Raw genomic sequence first — 825 nt, forward strand, 5'->3', positions numbered from 1 at the left:
GTATCCGCCCCATGAACCCACGGGGCGATATTATTAATGTTTGAAATTCCATGGCAGAATTGCATCGATATCTGGCTCAGCTTTCGCCAGTTCCTGCATGCATTTGACCAAGTAGTCATAGAGGATTAAACCGTTGGCTTTCGCTGTCTCGACGATGCTGTAAAGCATCGCACTTGCTTCCGCCCCGTTGGGATTAGTAGAGAAGAGCCAGTTTTTTCTGCCAATAACCAGCGATTTAATTGCCCGTTCAGCGCGATTATTGTCTATAGATAAGTGACCATCATCGATATAACGACTGAGTTTTGGCCATTGCCTAAGCGTGTATTTTATCGCTTTACCCAATGTGCTAGATTCGACTACTTTCTGAGTGGTCATCCATTCGTAAAACTCATCTAGTATGGGCTTGGCGACCGTTTGACGTTCTGCTTTTCGTTTTTCGGCATTCGCGCCTTTTAGGCGAGATTCAATCCCATAGAGCTTTTGGATTTTTGCCAGTGCTATATCCGCTTTGCCCGACTTACCTTTGCCTTGAAGCTTTTTCGCGTCCATGAATTTACGTCTGGCATGAGCCAGACAGCCCACATTCGTTACGCGATGAAGACCATCATAAGCCCTATATCCATCCGTTTGTAGATAACCATCATAGTGACCTAAAAAATTCATAGGGCATGCTTTCGCACGACTATTTTGATAGTCGTATAAGGCAATATTTTTAACATGTGGGAGTGCCGCCTCTGGTGAGTCTGCCCCTGAACAGTAGAGCCACATATAACACTTTTTATCTTCTTTGAGCACGTTGAGCGGCGTTTCATCTGCCTGCACCAC

The 825-nt window shown here is 45.3% G+C and carries 1 protein-coding gene; it reads right to left on the reverse strand.

The window, feature by feature from the left end; all coding sequences use genetic code 11:
* Positions 1-33 precede the first annotated feature (33 nt).
* Positions 34-825, reverse strand: a 792-nt coding sequence (gene tnpC, locus HC723_RS16965) for an IS66 family transposase (RefSeq protein ID WP_190339937.1), incomplete at its 5' end; no start/stop codon positions are given.

Source organism: Vibrio sp. S11_S32, assembly GCF_014694465.1.
In the GTDB taxonomy this organism is placed as follows: domain Bacteria; phylum Pseudomonadota; class Gammaproteobacteria; order Enterobacterales; family Vibrionaceae; genus Vibrio; species Vibrio algicola.